17 protein-coding genes and 2 tRNA genes are annotated in these 16729 nt (G+C 63.4%); 10 read left to right on the top strand and 9 right to left on the bottom strand.

Features of this window, described 5'->3' with window-relative positions:
• Positions 1-257 precede the first annotated feature (257 nt).
• The 6 genes from OU419_RS08925 to OU419_RS08900 are packed head-to-tail and all read left to right on the top strand — an operon-like array spanning position 258 to position 5433.
• Complete coding sequence (locus OU419_RS08925; RefSeq protein ID WP_254476708.1) at positions 258-1316, top strand: ABC transporter substrate-binding protein; 1059 nt, start codon at positions 258-260, stop codon at positions 1314-1316.
• A gap of 57 nt (positions 1317-1373) precedes the next feature.
• On the top strand, positions 1374-2183 hold the full coding sequence (locus OU419_RS08920) for an alkaline phosphatase family protein (RefSeq protein WP_254476707.1): 810 nt from the start codon (positions 1374-1376) through the stop codon (positions 2181-2183).
• The gene (locus OU419_RS08915) at positions 2180-3019 is read left to right on the top strand and encodes an ABC transporter permease (RefSeq protein ID WP_254476706.1); all 840 of its coding nucleotides are present in this window, start codon (positions 2180-2182) and stop codon (positions 3017-3019) included. Before OU419_RS08920 ends, OU419_RS08915 begins: the two co-directional genes overlap by 4 nt.
• A complete protein-coding gene (locus tag OU419_RS08910) occupies positions 3006-3788 on the top strand; it encodes an ABC transporter permease (RefSeq protein WP_254476705.1) in 783 nt (260 codons plus the stop codon). Before OU419_RS08915 ends, OU419_RS08910 begins: the two co-directional genes overlap by 14 nt.
• Positions 3785-4780, top strand: coding sequence for an ABC transporter ATP-binding protein (locus tag OU419_RS08905; RefSeq protein ID WP_254476704.1), 996 nt, complete (start codon positions 3785-3787; stop codon positions 4778-4780). The genes OU419_RS08910 and OU419_RS08905 overlap by 4 nt, the downstream gene beginning before the upstream one ends.
• Positions 4780-5433: an HAD family hydrolase gene (locus OU419_RS08900; protein WP_254476703.1), complete on the top strand. Its 654-nt coding sequence runs from the start codon at positions 4780-4782 to the stop codon at positions 5431-5433. The genes OU419_RS08905 and OU419_RS08900 overlap by 1 nt, the downstream gene beginning before the upstream one ends.
• A 6-nt stretch (positions 5434-5439) precedes the next feature.
• On the opposite strand, the gene OU419_RS08895 is transcribed toward OU419_RS08900, so the two are convergent.
• A complete protein-coding gene (locus OU419_RS08895; RefSeq protein WP_254476702.1) occupies positions 5440-6603 on the bottom strand; it encodes a M50 family metallopeptidase in 1164 nt (387 codons plus the stop codon).
• Between the two features lie 28 nt (positions 6604-6631).
• A complete protein-coding gene (locus OU419_RS08890) occupies positions 6632-7594 on the bottom strand; it encodes an NAD(P)H-quinone oxidoreductase (protein WP_254476701.1) in 963 nt (320 codons plus the stop codon).
• Between the two features lie 138 nt (positions 7595-7732).
• Between OU419_RS08890 and OU419_RS08885 the strand changes: the two genes are divergently transcribed.
• Positions 7733-9811, top strand: coding sequence for a carboxy terminal-processing peptidase (locus OU419_RS08885; protein WP_254476700.1), 2079 nt, complete (start codon positions 7733-7735; stop codon positions 9809-9811).
• Between the two features lie 88 nt (positions 9812-9899).
• Positions 9900-11648 (top strand): bifunctional diguanylate cyclase/phosphodiesterase, encoded by a 1749-nt coding sequence (locus OU419_RS08880; protein ID WP_254476699.1) that lies wholly within the window; start codon positions 9900-9902, stop codon positions 11646-11648.
• 4 nt (positions 11649-11652) lie between these two features.
• On the opposite strand, the gene OU419_RS08875 is transcribed toward OU419_RS08880, so the two are convergent.
• The 3 genes from OU419_RS08875 to OU419_RS08865 are packed head-to-tail and all read right to left on the bottom strand — an operon-like array spanning position 11653 to position 12819.
• Positions 11653-12132 (bottom strand): SEL1-like repeat protein, encoded by a 480-nt coding sequence (locus OU419_RS08875; protein WP_254476745.1) that lies wholly within the window; start codon positions 12130-12132, stop codon positions 11653-11655.
• Positions 12133-12139: 7 nt separating this feature from the next.
• Complete coding sequence (locus tag OU419_RS08870; protein WP_254476698.1) at positions 12140-12505, bottom strand: hypothetical protein; 366 nt, start codon at positions 12503-12505, stop codon at positions 12140-12142.
• A complete protein-coding gene (locus OU419_RS08865; RefSeq protein WP_254476697.1) occupies positions 12502-12819 on the bottom strand; it encodes a helix-turn-helix domain-containing protein in 318 nt (105 codons plus the stop codon). Before OU419_RS08865 ends, OU419_RS08870 begins: the two co-directional genes overlap by 4 nt.
• A gap of 132 nt (positions 12820-12951) precedes the next feature.
• On the opposite strand from OU419_RS08865, the gene OU419_RS08860 reads away from it, so the two are divergent.
• Entirely contained in the window at positions 12952-13665 is a 714-nt protein-coding gene (locus OU419_RS08860; RefSeq protein ID WP_254476744.1) for a substrate-binding periplasmic protein, read from the top strand.
• On the opposite strand, the gene OU419_RS08855 is transcribed toward OU419_RS08860, so the two are convergent.
• From OU419_RS08855 to OU419_RS08840, 4 genes are all read right to left on the bottom strand, one after another.
• The gene (locus OU419_RS08855; protein ID WP_254476696.1) at positions 13653-14075 is read right to left on the bottom strand and encodes a YkvA family protein; all 423 of its coding nucleotides are present in this window, start codon (positions 14073-14075) and stop codon (positions 13653-13655) included. The two genes, OU419_RS08860 and OU419_RS08855, sit on opposite strands and share 13 nt — an antisense overlap.
• 369 nt (positions 14076-14444) lie before the next feature.
• Positions 14445-15179, bottom strand: a complete 735-nt coding sequence (locus OU419_RS08850) for an FKBP-type peptidyl-prolyl cis-trans isomerase (protein WP_254476695.1) — start codon at positions 15177-15179, stop codon at positions 14445-14447.
• A 241-nt stretch (positions 15180-15420) separates the two neighbouring features.
• Positions 15421-15497, bottom strand: a tRNA-Asp gene (locus tag OU419_RS08845).
• 15 nt (positions 15498-15512) lie between these two features.
• Positions 15513-15588, bottom strand: a tRNA-Val gene (locus OU419_RS08840).
• A gap of 179 nt (positions 15589-15767) precedes the next feature.
• On the opposite strand from OU419_RS08840, the gene rdgC reads away from it, so the two are divergent.
• The gene (gene rdgC / locus OU419_RS08835) at positions 15768-16688 is read left to right on the top strand and encodes a recombination-associated protein RdgC (protein WP_254476694.1); all 921 of its coding nucleotides are present in this window, start codon (positions 15768-15770) and stop codon (positions 16686-16688) included.
• The last annotated feature ends 41 nt before the right edge of the window (positions 16689-16729 follow it).

Here is a 16729-nt window from a genome sequence, read left to right as displayed (position 1 = left end):
ACAGCAAGCATTCAAGCAGCGCTCGTGCCAGCTTTCGAGACCAGCGTAGCCCAGTGAAATCGCGGCATTGGCGATGGTCTACGCTTTCCTCCGATACCGCGCCGGACGGTCAGACAGCCACACCTGCCTCCAGGCCGGACATCAAACTGTCATCCAGGCCGCATAGATTGGCCTGGGTCTTGCTGATCTAGACCACAATTTTCCCGCGTCGGCGGATGCCGGACACGGACCAACCCTCACGATCGAAGGAGCACCGAATGAAACGCTTGCTTGCTTCACTGCTGGGATCGGCCATTGCCATCGGCAGTGGCCTCGTCATGGCGGCCGACGCCGACCTGCAATCGCTGGAAGCCGCCGCCCGCAAGGAGGGCCAGGTGAACAGCGTGGGCATGCCCGACAGTTGGGCGAACTGGAAGGACACCTGGAAGGACCTGGAAAGCAAATACGGCTTGAAGCACATGGACACCGACATGAGCTCCGCCCAGGAACTGGCCAAGTTCAAGGCCGAGGGCGAGAACGCCAGCGCCGATATTGGTGACGTCGGCGCAGCATTCGGCCCCATCGCCGTGCAGCAGGGTGTCAGCCAACCCTACAAGCCGAGCACCTGGGAACAGGTTCCGGAATGGGCCAAGGACAAGGACGGCCACTGGGCGCTGGCCTACACCGGCACCATCGCCTTCATCGTCAACAAGCAGTTGGTAAAGGACGTGCCGCATAGCTGGGCCGACCTGCTCAAAGGCAAGTACAAGGTCACCATCGGCGACGTCAGCGCCGCCGCCCAGGCCGTGAACGGCGTGCTGGCGGCCAGCATCGCCAATGGCGGCGACGAGAAGAACATCAAGCCGGGCCTGGACTTCTTCGCGCAGATCGCCAAGCAGGGCCGCCTGTCGCTGACCAACCCGGTGATCAACACCCTGGAGAAGGGTGAAGTGGAAGTCGGCATCGTCTGGGACTTCAACGGCCTGAGCTATCGCGACCAGATCGACCCGTCGCGCTTCGAGGTGCTGATCCCCTCGGACGGCTCGGTGATCTCCGGCTACACCACCATCATCAACAAGTACGCGAAGAACCCGAACGCCGCCAAGCTGGCTCGCGAGTACATCTTCAGCGATGCCGGGCAGACCAACCTGGCCAAGGGCAATGCACGCCCGATCCGCGCCGAGCACCTGACCCTGCCGGATGACGTGAAGGCCAAGCTGCTGCCCAACGAGCAGTACGCCAAGGCCCAACCGATCAAGGATGCCAAGGCGTGGGAAGAGACCTCCAAGCGTCTGCCGCGCATGTGGCAGGAGCACGTGATCATCAACATGCAATGACGCCCGGCCGCCCCGGTTCGCGCCGGGGCGGTTTCGCGCCCAGACGAAGACTTCTCCATGCGCCACGACGTCATCCTGGTCATCCTCGACGGCCTCAACTACAGCGTCGCCCATGACTGCATGGGCCATCTGCAGGCCCTCTGCAACGCCGGTCGCGGCCAGCTCTATCGCATCGAGTGCGAGCTGCCGTCGCTGTCGCGGCCGCTCTACGAGTGCATCCTTACCGGCGTCGCGCCTATCGACAGCGGCATCCTGCACAACGATGTGGTGCGCCTTTCAAACCAGCGCAGCCTGTTCCACTACGCTCGCGGCGCCGGCCTCACGACCGCCGCCGCGGCCTATCACTGGGTCAGCGAGTTGTATAACCGCGCGCCATTCGATGCGGCCCGCGACCGCCATACCCACGACGAATCGCTGCCGATCCAGCACGGCCATTTCTACTGGACCGACCATTACCCCGACTCGCACCTGTTCGCCGATGCGGAGTCGCTGCGCCGTCGGCATTCGCCGAACTGCCTCGTTGTGCATCCGATGAACATCGACGACGCCGGCCACAAGCACGGCCTGAGCACACCGCAGTACCGCAACAGCGCGCGGCATGCCGACATCATCCTCTCCGAATACCTGCACCTGTGGCTGGAGACCGGCTATCAGGTGATGGTCACCGCCGACCACGGCATGAACGACGACCGCAGCCACGGCGGCATCCTGGCGGAGGAACGCGAAGTGCCGCTATTCGTCTTCGGCGAGGCTTTCAGCCTCGATGACCAGGCGCGCCCGCGCCAGGTCGAGCTGTGCGGCACGTTGTGCGAGCTGCTCGGTGCCGCCCATGACAAACCGGTCTGCCGGGAGTTGCTCAAGGCATGAGATCGAATCGCGGAAAACTCATCGCCCTGCTCTTCCTGCTGCCCTTCGCGGTGTTCTTCATTGCCTTCCAGATCGCCCCGCTGGTGTGGGTCGCGGTCAACAGCCTGCGCGCCGGCGATGCCTGGGGGCTGGGCAACTTCGCCGAAATCCTGGACTCGCCGTTCTATCGCCAGGCAATCCGCTACAGCCTGGAAATCTCGATCTGGTCGAGCCTGATCGGCCTGCTCATCGCCGTGCTCGGCAGCTATTCGCTACGCCAGGTGGACAGCAGGCTGCGCGACTTCGTGATGGCCTTCGCCAACATGACCAGCAACTTCGCGGGAGTGCCGCTGGCCTTCGCCTTCATCATCATCCTCGGCTTCAACGGCGCCATCACGCTTCTGCTGAAGCAAGCGGGGATCATCGAAGACTTCAACCTCTACTCGAAGACCGGCCTGATCATTCTCTACACCTACTTCCAGATTCCGCTGGGGGTGATGCTGCTCTACCCGGCCTTCGACGCGCTGCGCGAGGACTGGCGCGAGTCTGCCGCCCTGCTGGGCGCCAACCACTGGCAGTTCTGGCGGTACATCGGCATTCCGGTGCTGACTCCCGCTCTGCTGGGCACCTTCGTCATTCTGCTGGCCAACGCCCTGGGCGCCTATGCCACGGTGTACTCGCTGACCACCGGCAATTTCAACGTGGTGCCGATCCGCATCGCCGGGCTGGTGTCGGGCGACGTATTCCTCGATCCGAACATGGCCAGCGCCCTGGCGATGTTCCTGGTAGGACTGATGACCCTGATCACCCTGGCCCACCAGTGGCTGTTGCGCCGGAGCTACCATGTCCAGAAGTAGGCTCTACCACCGCGTAGTGGTGTATGCGCTGTTCCTGCTGCTCCTCCTGCCGCTGGCCGCCACGCTGCTCTACTCGCTGGCGACTTCGTGGAGCGCGAGCGTGCTGCCCGACGGCCTGACGATGAAATGGTACCTGGCACTGTGGAGCGATCCGCGCTTCCTCACCGCCTTCGGCCAGTCGCTGCTGGTGTGCTTCGGCTCGCTGGTGCTGAGTGTGGTGCTGGTGCTGCCGCTGATGTTCGTCGTGCACTACTACTTCCCGCGTCTCGACGCACTGATGAACGTACTGATCCTGCTGCCTTTCGCGGTGCCGCCGGTGGTTTCCTCGGTCGGGCTGCTACAACTCTATGCCGCGGGCCCGTTGCCGCTGATCGGCACGCCGTGGGTGCTGATCGGCTGCTACTTCACCATCGCGCTGCCGTTCATGTATCGGGCGATCAGCAATAACCTGCAGGCAATCAACCTGCACGACCTGATGGACGCCGCTCACCTGCTCGGCGCCAGCACCTGGCAAGCCGCGTTGCTGGTAGTGCTGCCGAACCTGCGCAAGGGCCTGATGGTGGCGCTGTTCCTGTCGTTCTCCTTCCTCATCGGCGAGTTCGTCTTCGCCAACCTGCTGGTGGGCACCCGCTACGAAACACTGCAGGTGTTCCTCAACAACATGCGCAACAGCAGTGGCCACTACACCAGCGCGGTGGTGGTTTCCTATTTCCTCTTCGTCCTGCTGCTCACCTGGGCGGCGAACCGTTTAAGCAAGGACAAGGCATGAGCTTCCTCAGCGTCGAGACACTGAACAAGAGCTACGGCACAACCACGGTGTTCCAGGATATCGACTTTGCCGCCGAGCGTGGCGAATTCGTCACCCTGCTCGGTCCCAGCGGCTGCGGTAAGTCAACCCTGCTGCGCTGCATCGCCGGCCTGACACCGGTGGACAACGGACGCATCCTCCTCGATGGCGAGGACATCGTGCCCAAAAGCCCGCAGAAGCGCGGCATCGCGATGGTGTTCCAGAGCTACGCACTGTTTCCCAACATGACGGTGGAGCAGAACGTTGCCTTCGGTCTGCGCATGCAGAAGGTGCCAGCGGCGGAGTCCGCGCAGCGTGTGCGCGAAGCGCTGGAGATGGTCGAACTGGGAGGCCTGGCGACACGCTATCCGCACCAGCTTTCCGGCGGCCAGTGCCAGCGCGTGGCCCTTGCCCGCTCGTTGGTGACGAGACCGCGCCTGCTGCTGCTCGACGAACCGCTGTCGGCGCTGGACGCGCGCATCCGCAAGCACCTGCGCGAGCAGATCCGGCGCATCCAGCAGGAGCTGAAACTGACCACGGTATTCGTCACCCACGACCAGGAAGAAGCCTTGACGCTGTCCGACCGCATCGTACTGATGAATGCCGGGCGCATCGTTCAGAGCGGCGATGCGGAGACTCTCTACACCGCGCCGGAAAACGCCTTCGCCGCCGGTTTCATCGGCAATTACAACCTGCTGGAGGCGACCCAGGCCACGCAATTGCTGGACCGACCGTTCCGCCAGAAAGTCGCGATCCGTCCCGAATCCCTGCGCCTGAGCATGGAGCCGGGCGATGGCATTCCGGTTCGGGTACTCTCCCACAGCCTGCTGGGCAACGTGATCCGCTACCGGGTGGACGCCGCCGGCGTCGAGCTGACCGTCGACGTCCTCAACCGCAGCGCCGAGCGCCTGTACCCGGCCGGCAGCGCGCTCGGCCTGCACATAGATATCGAAAGCATTCGGGAGGTGGCCTGATGGCCCTGGTGATATTCGACCTCGACGACACCCTCATCGACGGCGACTGTGCGAGCCTGTGGAGCAAGCGCATGGCGGACCTCGGCTGGGTCGACGCGGAGTCGTTCCTCAAGCGTGACGCCGAACTGATGGGGCTGTACGCCGAGGGCAAGCTGCCGATGGAGGACTACATGGCCTTCAGCCTGGAGCCGATGGCCGGGCGCAGCGTGGAAGAAGTCGATCGGGAAGTGGAGGTTTTCGTCGAGGACGTGATCGAGCCGCTGATCCACAGCGATGCCTGCGCCACCCTCGCCCGCCACCGCGAGGCCGGCGACCGCGCCCTGGTGATATCCGCCTCGGGCGTGCATCTGGTGCAGCCGATCGCCGAACGCATCGGCATCGACGAAGTGCTGGCAATCGATCTCGAAGTGGTCGACGGCCACTACACCGGCCGCACCGTCGGCACCCTCACCTACCGCGAGGGCAAGGTCCTGCGCCTGCTCGACCTGCTGGAAGGCGACGACAGCCAACTGGCCGGCGCACACTTTTATTCGGACTCGCGCAACGACCTGCCACTGCTCAAGCTGGTTGGCCATCCGCATGTGGTGAATGCCGACCCGGTGCTCAAGGAGCACGCGCAGAAGATGGGCTGGGACGCACTCGACTGGCGCTGAGCCGGCTCAGCCGCGCAACGACTGGAGCATGTGTCGCTGGAGGCGCTGCTCCTCCTTCTCAAGGGAAAGATCGGGCGAACGCGCGGCATGCGCCAGCCCGTGCGCCAGGTTCTGCGCAACAGCCTGATCATCCCCCGCCAGAGCCGCTCGCAACGCCAGGCAACGTGCCCACAGGCTGGCGTATTCCCGTTGCAGACGGATGGGCAGCAAGTCCTCGAGCAGCCCTGCGGCACTTCGACTGGCCATCGCCTCGGCGAACGCCAGCTCGGCGTTCATCAGGCGCAGGATGTCGTAAAGCGGCCGCTGTACCAGTTCGGGAAGCGCCATGCGCTGCGCCTGGAACGGGGGATCCAGCGCGGCCGCTTCCTGCCAGCGTCCCTGGATCAGCAGCGCCTTGAGGCGGATGTACATCGCCACCAGCGGCATGGGCTGTTCCTGGGACTCCAGCAGGAGCAGGTCCGTTTCTGGCACCTCATCGGCACAGGTCCCTGCACATGCGAGCCCCATGAGCCGCGCGAACGCCAGCGCCGGGTGACGGGTATCGATTCCCCGACGCCAGCGCAGCCACCAGAGCCCATCGCTCACCAGTGGCTTGCGCTCTACCGGCAGCAGGTTGGCCAGCCCGAGGCAAGCGTTGCACACAGCCAGCGCCGTAAACAGGCCACGTACAACCCCCGGCGCCATCCACAGCGCGGAAAGCCCCAGGAGCATCGCCAGCAGAAGATTCGCCAGCGGGCCGCCAGCGACGAAGCGCAGATGCTGCTGGCGCCACGGACCGCGGGGATCGGCGAAAGCCAGTACGAAGCCCGACAGGCGCTGGTCTGCCTTGGGGCGCCAGCCGACGCTCCAGCCGCGACGCCTTGCCTGCAAATCCAGGCGCCCCACCCGCATGCGCAGCACTGTCATACCGCCCCGGCGCGCACCCATCAGGTGTCCGAGCTCATGGACGAACACCGACAGGTAGATGACCAGGAAGCCAAGGATGCAACCCGGGATCAGCCAGGCTGGCGCCGGCGGCATCGCCACGATGGTCAGCGCCATGCCAGAGATGGATGCCGCCAGGCTCAACGCCTTCTGCAGCAGCCTAAGCGGCTCGTTCAGCCAGCGCGGCAGCGACCAGAACCCGACCGGCGCCAGAGGTGCCCTCGTGGCTTCCTGCGTATCTGTCATGTCTGCGCTCCCTGCGCTTCGTATCGACTCAGTTCAGTTCGGGATCGATCACCAGCACGGCCTTGCCCTGCACCTGGTTGCTCGCCAGCGCGTCGAACGCGCTCTGCGCATCGCGGGCGGGGAAGGTGCGCTCCAGTTGCGGGTTCAGCTTGCCGGTTTCGAACAATGGCCAGACCTTCTGTCCGAGTTCGGCGATCAGCTGCGCCTTGAAGTCGGCATCGCGCGTGCGCAGGGTCGAGCCGATCAGTTGGATGCGCTTGCCAAGCAGCAGCGCCAGATCAAGTTCGGCCTTGCGGCCGCCCATCAGCCCAATGACCACCCATCGCCCATCGCGCCCGAGTATCTCCAGGTCCAGCGCCGCGTAGCTTGCCCCCACCGGGTCGAGGATCACATCGAACGGAGCGAAATCCCGAAGTGATTCGAGACTCTCGCCACGCAGAGCGCCACCTTCGGCGCCCAGGCTCTCGCAATAGGCCAGGCGCTCCGCGGTGCCGACGCTGACCCAGCATGGGCTGCCGAACGCCTTGCACAACTGGATCCCAGCGGAACCAACGCCGCTGGCGCCGGCATGCAGCAGCACCTTCTCGCCAGGCTGCAGCGCACCGAGCATGAACAGGTTCAGCCAGGCGGTGGCGTAGACCTCGGGCAACCCGGCGGCCTGCGCGAGAGACAGGCCCGCCGGCACCGGCAATACATGGCGCTCGTCCACCACTACTTCCTCGGCCATTCCGCCACCGGCGAGCAGCGCGCAGACGCGATCACCCACCTGCCAGGTACTGCCGGCGCCAACCTCGGTCACTACGCCCGAGCACTCCAGGCCTATGACGTCGCTGGCTCCCGGCGGCGGCGGGTACAGCCCCGCCACCTGCAGCAGGTCAGCACGATTGAGTCCGGCCGCGGCGACCTGAATGCGGATCTGCCCCTGTACGCAGGTCGGAGAAGCACGCTCGCCCCACTCCACCCTCCCTTCGATACCTTGCAATGCGTTCACGCTACCTCCATAGTGACCTTGCAGGGCCCGATCCGTAAGGTCGGGCCTTTTTTTCGCGCCGATTTCTCTTGCGATTGAACCCGGCGCCGCCAATTACGGCCTAATATGCGTCATAACTCCGCACTCAGTCGAATCAGCATGAAGCGATTTTTGCCCCGTACCGCCCTGTTGTTCATCCTCGGCGCAACCGCCCTGTCCTCGTTCGCAGCCACCAGTAGCCCGAACGTGTGGGATGGCCTGCAGCCGGATCGGGATCAGGTGATCGCCAGCCTCAACATCGTTGAGCTGCTCAAACGCCATCACTACAACAAACCGCCGCTGAACGACGATCGCTCGGCGAAGATCTACGACAGCTACCTGAAGACGCTCGATCCGGCGCGGATGTACTTCACCGCCGCCGATATCGACCAGTTCGCCCCGTGGCGCACCCAGTTCGACGACTTCCTCAAGAGCGGCGAGCTGGAGCCGGGCTTCACCATCTACAAGCGCCACCTCGATCGCCTGAAGGAACGCCTGGACTTCGCCCTGGCGGTACTCGGAAAAGGCGTCGACAAGATCGACTTCAGCACCAACGAAAGCCTCGATATCGATCGCGAGAAAGCTCCCTGGGCGAAGAACAGCGCCGAGCTGGACGAGCTGTGGCGCAAGAAGGTCAAGGATGAAGTGCTGCGCCTGAAGATCGCCGGCAAGGACAACAAGGCTATCCAGGAACAATTGACCAAGCGCTACAAGAACCAGTTGATGCGCCTGGAGCAGACCCGCAGCGAAGACATCTTCCAGGCCTACATCAACGCCTTCGCGCAGACCTACGACCCGCATACCCAGTACCTGTCGCCCGATAGCGCGGAAAACTTCGACATCAACATGAGCCTGTCGCTGGAAGGCATCGGCGCGGTACTGCAGAGCGACAACGACTATGTGAAGGTCGTGCGGCTGGTACCGGCCGGCCCCGCGGAGAAGAGCAAGCAGATCGCAACGTCCGACAAGATCGTCGGCGTCGCCCAGGGCAAAGGCGAAATGGTCGACGTGATCGGCTGGCGCCTGGACGAAGTGGTGAAGCTGATCCGCGGCCCGAAAGGCTCGCAGGTTCGCCTGGAAGTCATCCCGGCAACCAATGCGCCGAACGACCAGACCAGCAAGATCGTCACCATCACTCGCGAGGCGGTCAAGCTGGAAGACCAGGCGGCGAAGAAATCGGAAATCACCATCGACCATGAAGGCAAGAGCTACAAGCTGGGCGTGATCGACGTGCCGGCCTTCTACCTCGACTTCAAGGCCTATCGCGCTGGCGACCCGGACTACAAGTCCACTACACGCGACGTGAAGAAGCTGATCGGCGAGTTGCAGAAAGACAAGGTCGACGGCATCGTCATCGACCTGCGCAACAACGGCGGCGGCTCCCTGCAGGAAGCCACCGAGCTGACCGGGCTATTCATCGATCAGGGCCCGACGGTGCTGGTACGCAATAGCGACGGCCGCGTGGACGTGCTCAACGACGACGAAGGCAAGGCGTTCTACAACGGCCCGATGACCGTGCTGGTCAACCGCCTGTCCGCTTCGGCATCGGAGATCTTCGCCGGCGCCATGCAGGACTACCACCGCGCACTGATCGTCGGCGGCCAGACCTTCGGCAAGGGCACCGTGCAGACTATCCAGCCGCTCAACCACGGCGAACTGAAGCTGACCCTGGCCAAGTTCTACCGAGTCTCCGGCCAAAGCACCCAGCACCAGGGCGTGATCCCGGACATCAGCTATCCGTCGATCGTCGACGACAAGGAAATCGGCGAGAGCGCCCTGCCCGACTCCATGCCCTGGGACACCATCAAGCCGGTGCTCAAGGCCCAGGCAGACCCGTTCAAGCCATTCCTCGACCAGTTGCGTACCCGGCATGACGCCCGTACCGAGAACAACGCCGACTTCGTCTACGCCCGCGAGCGCCTGGCGCTGGCGCAGGAGCTGATGAAAGAGAAGACCGTCAGCCTCAACGAAGCCAAGCGCCGTGCCCAGCAGAGCAGCATCGAGAGCCGCCAGTTGGCGATGGAGAATGCCCTGCGCAAATCCAAGGGCCAGGAGCCGCTCAAGGAGCTGAAGAAGGAAGACGAGAGTGCCCTGCCGGAAGAGGACAAGACCAAACCGGAGGACGACGCCTACCTGACCGAGTCCGGGCACATCCTGATCGACTACCTGAATCTGGACTCTCAGGTCGCCAAACACTGATCGGATGTAATCAAACAGTCATGACGCTGTCGTGAAATGCAGGGGCCGGGAAACCGGCCCTTTGCATTTTCACCCAGCGAGAACCGTCATGACCGTCACCGAGCAGTTGAGCGCGCTGGACCAGATCCTCGCTCACGGCGACCTGCACTGCCTGTTCCAGCCTATTCTGTCGCTTTCCGAACGGCGCCTGGTCGGCTACGAGGCACTCACCCGCGGCCCTTCCAACGGCCCCCTGCATTCGCCACTGCCACTGTTCAGCATCGCCCGTAGCAGCGGACGACTCAGCCAGTTGGAATTACTCTGCCGGCGCAAGGCGTGCGCCCGCTTCCGCGACCTGAGGCTGGACGGCAAGCTGTTCCTCAACGTCTCCCCGGAATCTCTGCTGGAGCGCACCCACCAGCCCGGCCGCACGCTGCAGCTACTACAGACCTTCGGCATCTCACCGAACGACGTGGTGATAGAGCTCACCGAGCAGACGCCGATCGAGGACTTCAGCCTGCTCGACACGGCCCTCCACCATTACCGGGCGATGGGATTCTCCATCGCTCTCGACGACCTGGGCGCCGGCTACTCCAGCTTGCGTTTGTGGTCCGAACTGCGCCCGGACTACGTGAAGATCGACCGCCACTTCATCGAGGGAATCCACCAGGATGTGGTGAAGCGCGAGTTCGTCGGCTCGATCCTGAAAATGGCTCACGCCTCGCGGGCCCAGGTCATCGCCGAAGGCATCGAATTGCCGGAGGAGCTCGCGGTGCTTTCCGAGATGGGCGTCGATCTGGTCCAGGGTTATCTGTTCGGCCGCCCCAACGAGCAACCGCCTCGCGACGCCCGCAGCCTGCTGCCGGAAGTCGATGCCAGTGGCACACTGCTCGCCGACGAACAATCGGACCTGCAACCACTGCTGCTGGAGCAGCCAGCCGTGGGCGACGACACGCCCATCGGCGACGTGCTGGAAGCCTTCCGCGCCCAGGCCAACCTGAACTCGCTGGCAGTCCTCGATAGACACCAGCAACCAGTCGGCATCGTCCATCGCCACGCGCTCTCCGACGCCCTGCTCAAGCCATTCGCGCCGGAGCTGTACGCACGCAAGCCGATCAGCCGGCTGATGAGCACCGATTTCCTCGCCGTGGAACGCGGTCAGTCGCTGCAACAGGTCAGCCGGCTGCTAACCAGCCGGGCGCGCCAGCGCATAGAGGAAGATTTCATCATCACCGTGGGCGGCCGCTATGTGGGGCTGGGCCGGGTGATCGACGTGCTCAAGCTGATCACCGAGCAGAAAATCCGCCAGGCACGCCACGCCAACCCGCTGACCCTGCTGCCAGGCAACGTCCCGATCCAGCAATGCCTGAGCCGGCTGCTGCAACAGGGCCGGGATGCCGTGGTGTGTTACGTGGATATCGACAGCTTCAAGCCTTTCAACGACCTCTACGGCTACGCCCGAGGCGATGAAGTGCTGCTGTGCCTGGCGCAGTGCCTGGGCGAGCGGGTGGACCCGACGCAGGACTTCGTCGGTCATATCGGCGGCGATGACTTCATGCTGGTGCTCGGCACCCAGGATTGGCGCGAGCGCCTCAATCATCTGCTGGAAGATTTTCAGGGACAATGCCGGCGCTTCTACAGCCGCGAGCACCTCGAAGCGGGCTGCTTCGTCTCGCACAACCGGCAGGGACAGCGCGAGGAGTTTCCGCTGCTGTCATTGTCGATCGGCGTGGTGCATCTGCAATCGAGCGCCTGTGCACGCCTGGACGCAGGCCAACTCGCCGCGCTCGCATCGGAAGCCAAGCGGCATGCCAAGGCGATGCCCGGCTACAGCCTGCACATCCTCACCGCCGCCTGAGAATTTACAGCCCCAGTTGGCGAGCCCGTGCCTCGTAGCGGGCGGCCAGCTCCTCATCCGGAGCCAGGCCTGCACCACCAGCGCGGTACAGGTCCGCCAGCTTGCGCGCCGCAAGCGGATGCCCCCTCTCCGCGGCCTGTATCCAGTAGCGCGCGGCCTCTCCGGCATCGGCAGCCTGCGTGGTATCGCCCTTGAGCAACTGCACACCTACCTGATAGGCCGCCCTGGCGTCACCCGAAGCGGCGGCCAGGCGCAACAGGCGCAGTCCTTCCTCGCGGGCTCCGAAGCCTTGTCCACGGAACAGCAGCAGGTGGCCATAGAAACTTTGTGCGGCGCTATCACCCAGATTGGCCATACGCGAAAACTGGCCCTGCATCCATTGCCAGGCGCGCGGCTGGCGGACCAGCCACGGCCACCCCATCAGGCGGCGCGCCAGCCCATAGGCCAGGCGCGAACGCAGCCGCCAGAAGACTTCACGGGGCATCGCCACCTCAAAGCTCCTCGGGATACTGGAACTCGAATACCCGCACAACCTCCGCTGCATGCCAGGCGGCTGCGGCGGGGCCGTCCGGTGCACCGGAGAAACGTCCCAGACGCTCCACACACTCGAAGAAGCCCGTGCGCGGCAGGCGGCTGGCACCCTGGCTGATCACCAGCGAACTGCGCAGCGGACGGCCAGCACGGGCATCCAGCGCAGCGAGGTGCTCAAGGGCGGCGGTCAGAGTGGTCATTGCCGGTGTCGGTAGCTGCAGGCGCTCGATCAGCGCCCGGTAGGTCAGCAGATGACGCTGGCGGCGAGCGTCTTCCAGCTCACCGAGCAGGCCTTCCCAGTGCTTGCGGCTGATCTGTACGCTCAAGACCCGGACTCCCCGCTGCCCAGGGCACGACGCAGGCCGTGCTGAATGGCATCGCTGGCCTCGCGCTCACCGTTTTCGATGAGTTCGAGATAGGACGGACTGATGCCCACTGCCCGCGCCAACAGTTCGACGGACATGCCACGTGCTTCGCGCAGGGCTTTCCAGTTCGGGGCCTCGTCGGTTACGGGGGCAGCAGTTGGCCGGGCAATCTGCGCGGCGCCGCGGCCAGCGGCGGCCAGCAGTGCCTGGTACTCGGCCCAGGGAACAACGGCGTACTCCGCTTCGCCGTCACGCATGATGACTTGCACGTTCATGACAACACTCCTTGCAGGCCGCCATCTTAACAGCCTGATGCGCACCTGTGCCGGCTATACTGCTGCCGCCGTCACGTCCAACCGAACTTGGGAACCTACTTGCAGCGCTTCCTCCCTATCTGCCTCAGCCTGATGAGCGTCCTGTGCAGTGCCGATGAACTTCGCTGGGGTTATTCGCCCAGCAACGGCATGCCTTACGTGGAAAGTATTGACCACGAATTGACTCGTGGCTTCGTGCATGACCTGGGAGAAAGGGTCGGACAACTGCTGAACGTCGATGTTCGCTTCGTCGAGATGCCGGACAAGCGCATAGAGGCTTCGCTGCAACAGGGCGGCATCCATCTGCTGTGCATCAACAATCCGCAATGGATGAGCGCACCGCAGAAACTCCACTGGTCCCCCAGCCTGTTCGACGAAGAAGACGTTCTGGCGCAGCGCACCGACACCCCCATTCTTCGCGATATCGACACCTTGCGAGGACGTACCCTTGGCACCAGCCTGGGCTATGTGTATCCACAGCCGCTGATGGATGCGTTCGCCGGCGGCACGATCCACCGTAACGACGTCCGAAACCTGGAAACCCGCCTGCACATGCTGCAGCACGGACGGCTGGACGCCATCGTGGATATGCGCCGGCCGCTGGAGTTCCTGCTGGCAGAACACGCCGGGCTAGCCATCGCCGTCAACCGTGGAGCGCTGCAGCGCTACTCGATCTACTGCTCCTACGGCCCAGCCCTGCCGATCCCGGCAGTGCGCCTGGACACGGTGCTGCAGCAACTGGTGGACGACGGATCCATCCAGCGCATGCTGGCCAACCAGAGCCGGTGGCTGCGTCAGAGACGTTGAACTTCCGGCGGAGGCAGTTGCTTGAGCGCCTCGCGGGTTTCCACACCCTGGCCATCGCGCCATACCTTGAAGGCATCCAGCTCGGACTGCCAGCGCCGCACCACCCAGGCCAGCACGGCGAGATCATCGAGAAAGCCCACGCCAAACAACCAGTCGGGAACGAGATCGACCGGCGCGAGGAAATACAGCAACGCCGCCACGACAGAGACCAGCGCCTGGGTGCTGATGCCACGATAGTCACCGCGTACCCACGCCACCAGCAGCTCCTGAAGCAGCTTCAGGTCGTTGCGCGCCAGCTTGAGCCGGCCACTTTTCCTGGCCACGGCGAACAGCAGAGCGGGTATCCGACCTCGGGCCAGGAAGCGGCCGGCAAGGTCCAGGTAGCGATCGAATCCGGGAGGCTTTTTCATCTCGTCACCTCGTCAGAGAGCGCCAGACAGGAATCATTCAGGTTATCCACCTTTCCTGTGGATAACTCTGTTGAAAGACAGTTCCAATATCGCCCAAACGCCCGAACCATCAGGGCTACAGACAGATAGGCGATTTTTTATCCAGCCAAACAAATACTTTAAAAATCATGCAGTTGCGGCTATTCGATGGCCGCACGGATGTCAAGCACCGTGCGTAACTCCAACTGCGGCAAATATGTGCATAAGCGTAACACCAAGACGCCGGCCAGCCCCAAGGCGTCCGACGGCCTGCCTGCCGTTCCAGAGCAGGTTCCACACATATGAAAACGCCCCGTGAGTAACGGGGCGTTTTCATTGGTACGAAGGTACTCAGTTTTTCTTCGGAGCCTCTTCGGTCGCTTCAGGCTGGTTCTGATCCTTGATGCCGAGCAGCTCCAGGTCGAATACCAGCACGGAGTTCGCCGGAATGGTCGGGCTCGGGCTCTGCGCGCCGTAGGCCAGCTCACTCGGGATGTACAGCTTGATCTTCTCGCCGACGTGCATCAGTTGCAGTGCCTCGACCCAACCAGGAATCACACCGCCAACCGGAAGATCGATCGGACTGCCACGCTGGATGGAGCTGTCGAACACGGTGCCATCGGTCAGCTTGCCTTCGTAGTGGACGGTCACGACGTCGGTAGCCTTGGGCTGCGGGCCGTCGGCCTTCTTCACTACTTCATACTGCAGGCCGGACTTGGTGGTGATCACGCCTTCGCGCTTGCCATTGTCCTCAAGGAACTTCTTGCCGGCCTTGAGGGCGTCTTCGTTCAGCTTGGCGACACGCTCCTCGGCACGCTTCTGCAGGAAGGTGAAGGCTTCGGTCAGCTCTTCGTCGGTCAGCTTCTGCTTCTTCTTGCCGATGGCGTCTTCGATACCCTGGGCGACGGCTTTGGAATCCAGGTCATCCATGCCTTCCTGGGCCAGGCTCTTGCCCATGTTCAGGCCGATGCCATAGGAAGCTTTCTGCGCGGGGGTCTTCAGTTCCACTTCGGCGGCTTGCTTGTCGCAGCCCGCGAGAACCAGGCCGACCAGCGCGATCGCTGCCGCCAACCGATGTTGTTTCATGCTGAATCCTTGTTTGTGCGCCGTCATGGCAGGGTCTATGAAGCCGCGAGCTTATCAGGCGCTCGTGGCCAGTGGCTATGGGCAATAGGAACCCCTGCCAGGGGATAAGTTCCCACAGCAAACTTATAGGAAAATTAACGAGATATGTTCGAGAAGACGGTCAGAAAAACGCGAATGGGCGCACTTTTTCGAGCACAAATGAAAAACCCTCAGATATTTCTATCTGAGGGTTTTTGGAATATGGCGCAGCGGACGGGACTCGAACCCGCGACCCCCGGCGTGACAGGCCGGTATTCTAACCGACTGAACTACCGCTGCGTCGGACCTCGAGTTTGGTGGGTGATGACGGGATCGAACCGCCGACCCTCTGCTTGTAAGGCAGATGCTCTCCCAGCTGAGCTAATCACCCTTCACTCTCGAAGTGGGGCGCATTCTACGGAGGAGATTCGAGGCTGGCAAGCCCTTCGATGAAAAAAATTTTCAGATGTTCCAAAGGCTTAGATGACGGGAAAGGAATGACGAAACGGGGTTGGCCTGCATCGCGCCGAACGGAATAATGCGTCCTTTGTGTCCAGGAGTTAGCCCCTCATGTGGTTCCGCAACCTGCTCGTATACCGACTCACCCAGGATCTGCAGATCGACGCCGATACCCTGGAGAAGGCCCTGGCCAGCAAGCCGGCGCGCCCCTGCGCCAGCCAGGAGCTGACCACCTACGGTTTCTCCGCTCCCTTCGGCAAGGGTCCCGACGCCCCGCTGGTCCACGCCAGCGAAGGCTTCTTCCTGGTCAGTGCACGCAAGGAAGAACGCATCCTGCCCGGCAGCGTCGTGCGCGACGCGCTCAAAGAGAAGGTGGACGAAATCGAAGCCGCGCAGATGCGCAAGGTCTACAAAAAGGAACGCGACCAGCTCAAGGACGAGATCGTCCAGACTCTGCTGCCGCGCGCCTTCATCCGCCGCTCTGCTACCTTCGCCGCCATTGCACCGAGCCTCGGTCTGATCCTGGTCGACACCTCCAGCGCGAAGAAAGCCGAGGATCTGCTTTCCACCCTGCGCGAAGCCCTTGGCTCGCTGCCGGTCCGCCCGCTGACCGTGAAGGCCGCCCCCACCGCCACGCTCACCGAATGGGTCAAGACCCAGGAAGCCGCCGGCGACTTCTTCGTCCTCGACGAGTGCGAACTGCGCGACACCCATGAAGACGGCGGCGTGGTGCGCTGCAAGCGCCAGGACCTGACCAGCGAGGAAATCCAGCTGCACCTGACCTCCGGCAAGCTGGTCACCCAACTGTCCTTGGCCTGGTCGGACAAGCTGTCGTTCGTCCTCGACGACAAGGTGGCGATCAAGCGCTTGCGCTTCGAAGACATGCTACAGGAGAAGGCCGAACAGGACGGTGGTGAAGACGCTCTCGGCCAGCTCGACGCCAGCTTCACCCTGATGATGCTGACCTTCGCCGAGTTCCTCCCGGCGCTGATCGAAGCACTCGGCGGCGAGGCCATCCCAGAGGGCATCTGACCCCTGGCGGGCGCCGCACCATAGCGGCGCCCGAGACCACG

This window comes from Pseudomonas triclosanedens, from assembly GCF_026686735.1.
Taxonomy (GTDB): domain Bacteria; phylum Pseudomonadota; class Gammaproteobacteria; order Pseudomonadales; family Pseudomonadaceae; genus Pseudomonas; species Pseudomonas triclosanedens.
Note: the sequence above shows the minus strand (reverse complement) of the source record. Positions and strands in the feature narration are given on the sequence as shown.

Bases quoted from the DNA above. Each gene is read 5' to 3' on its own strand.
- OU419_RS08925 (WP_254476708.1), top strand. From the start codon at position 258: ATGAAACGCTTGCTTGCTTCACTGCTGGGATCGGCCATTGCCATCGGC.
- OU419_RS08920 (WP_254476707.1), top strand. From the start codon at position 1,374: ATGCGCCACGACGTCATCCTGGTCATCCTCGACGGCCTCAACTACAGC.
- OU419_RS08915 (WP_254476706.1), top strand. From the start codon at position 2,180: ATGAGATCGAATCGCGGAAAACTCATCGCCCTGCTCTTCCTGCTGCCC.
- OU419_RS08910 (WP_254476705.1), top strand. From the start codon at position 3,006: ATGTCCAGAAGTAGGCTCTACCACCGCGTAGTGGTGTATGCGCTGTTC.
- OU419_RS08905 (WP_254476704.1), top strand. From the start codon at position 3,785: ATGAGCTTCCTCAGCGTCGAGACACTGAACAAGAGCTACGGCACAACC.
- OU419_RS08900 (WP_254476703.1), top strand. From the start codon at position 4,780: ATGGCCCTGGTGATATTCGACCTCGACGACACCCTCATCGACGGCGAC.
- OU419_RS08895 (WP_254476702.1), bottom strand. From the start codon at position 6,603: ATGACAGATACGCAGGAAGCCACGAGGGCACCTCTGGCGCCGGTCGGG.
- OU419_RS08885 (WP_254476700.1), top strand. From the start codon at position 7,733: ATGAAGCGATTTTTGCCCCGTACCGCCCTGTTGTTCATCCTCGGCGCA.
- OU419_RS08880 (WP_254476699.1), top strand. From the start codon at position 9,900: ATGACCGTCACCGAGCAGTTGAGCGCGCTGGACCAGATCCTCGCTCAC.
- OU419_RS08875 (WP_254476745.1), bottom strand. From the start codon at position 12,132: ATGCCCCGTGAAGTCTTCTGGCGGCTGCGTTCGCGCCTGGCCTATGGG.
- OU419_RS08865 (WP_254476697.1), bottom strand. From the start codon at position 12,819: ATGAACGTGCAAGTCATCATGCGTGACGGCGAAGCGGAGTACGCCGTT.
- OU419_RS08860 (WP_254476744.1), top strand. From the start codon at position 12,952: ATGAGCGTCCTGTGCAGTGCCGATGAACTTCGCTGGGGTTATTCGCCC.
- OU419_RS08855 (WP_254476696.1), bottom strand. From the start codon at position 14,075: ATGAAAAAGCCTCCCGGATTCGATCGCTACCTGGACCTTGCCGGCCGC.
- OU419_RS08850 (WP_254476695.1), bottom strand. From the start codon at position 15,179: ATGAAACAACATCGGTTGGCGGCAGCGATCGCGCTGGTCGGCCTGGTT.
- rdgC (WP_254476694.1), top strand. From the start codon at position 15,768: ATGTGGTTCCGCAACCTGCTCGTATACCGACTCACCCAGGATCTGCAG.